The sequence below is a fragment of the Exiguobacterium sp. s132 genome (assembly GCF_018617235.1).
Classification (GTDB): domain Bacteria; phylum Bacillota; class Bacilli; order Exiguobacteriales; family Exiguobacteriaceae; genus Exiguobacterium; species Exiguobacterium profundum.
The window spans coordinates 1-900 of the sequence record NZ_JACSJU010000012.1; the positions used below are offsets into that span (position 1 = coordinate 1).

Consider the following 900-nt stretch of genomic DNA (forward strand, 5'->3'; position numbering starts at 1 on the left):
ATGGTGCGGTCGAGAGGACTTGAACCTCCACGGTGTTAACCACCACTAGGCCCTCAACCTAGCGCGTCTACCGATTCCGCCACGACCGCGTATTAAGATGGAGCGGAAGACGGGATTCGAACCCGCGACCCCGACCTTGGCAAGGTCGTATTCTACCACTGAACTACTTCCGCATAAGTATTTAGAGATGCGGGTGAAGGGACTCGAACCCCCACGTCAAAGACACTAGATCCTAAGTCTAGCGCGTCTACCAATTCCGCCACACCCGCATGTGAAATTACGCATTGAATAAAAAATAATGAGAAATGGTGAGCCATGCAGGGCTCGAACCTGCGACCCTCTGATTAAAAGTCAGATGCTCTACCAACTGAGCTAATGGCTCATTAAATTTTAATGGGGCGGCTGAAGGGAATTGAACCCTCGAATGCCGGAATCACAATCCGGTGCGTTAACCACTTCGCCACAACCGCCATGAAAAAATGGTGCCGGCGAAAGGATTCGAACCCTCGACCCTCTGATTACAAGTCAGATGCTCTACCAACTGAGCTACACCGGCGTGTTATATGGTGGCTTTGGACGGAATCGAACCGCCGACACAAGGATTTTCAGTCCTTTGCTCTACCAACTGAGCTACAAAGCCATACGTATTAAATTAAAAATGGCGGTCTCGACGGGATTCGAACCCGCGATCTTCTGCGTGACAGGCAGACATGTTAACCCCTACACCACGAGACCGTTTTTAAGTCATATCGACTTTACCTATTTTAAAGGTCATTCTATGTAAAGTCAATAACTTTTTTAAAAAAATAAAGCCTGGCAACGTCCTATCCTCACAGGGGGAGATCCCCCAACTACTTTCGGCGCTGAGACGCTTAACTTCCGTGTTCGGCATGGGAACGG

At 49.2% G+C, this 900-nt stretch carries 8 tRNA genes and 1 rRNA gene; all 9 read right to left on the reverse strand.

The features are described from left to right. Nucleotide 1: 1 nt before the first annotated feature. Nucleotides 2–89: transfer RNA gene (locus KNO78_RS15425), tRNA-Leu, on the reverse strand. A 9-nt stretch (nucleotides 90–98) separates the two neighbouring features. After that, nucleotides 99–173: transfer RNA gene (locus KNO78_RS15430), tRNA-Gly, on the reverse strand. Between the two features lie 15 nt (nucleotides 174–188). Continuing rightward, nucleotides 189–269 (reverse strand) — tRNA-Leu (locus KNO78_RS15435). Between the two features lie 37 nt (nucleotides 270–306). Further along, nucleotides 307–382, reverse strand: a tRNA-Lys gene (locus tag KNO78_RS15440). 12 nt (nucleotides 383–394) lie between these two features. Continuing rightward, nucleotides 395–470, reverse strand: a tRNA-His gene (locus KNO78_RS15445). 10 nt (nucleotides 471–480) lie between these two features. Continuing rightward, a tRNA-Thr gene (locus KNO78_RS15450) sits at nucleotides 481–556 on the reverse strand. Between the two features lie 8 nt (nucleotides 557–564). Beyond that, nucleotides 565–640 (reverse strand) — tRNA-Phe (locus KNO78_RS15455). Nucleotides 641–659: 19 nt separating this feature from the next. Next, nucleotides 660–735, reverse strand: a tRNA-Asp gene (locus KNO78_RS15460). 76 nt (nucleotides 736–811) lie between these two features. Beyond that, nucleotides 812–900: ribosomal RNA gene (rrf, locus tag KNO78_RS15465) — 5S ribosomal RNA — on the reverse strand; the annotation flags it as partial.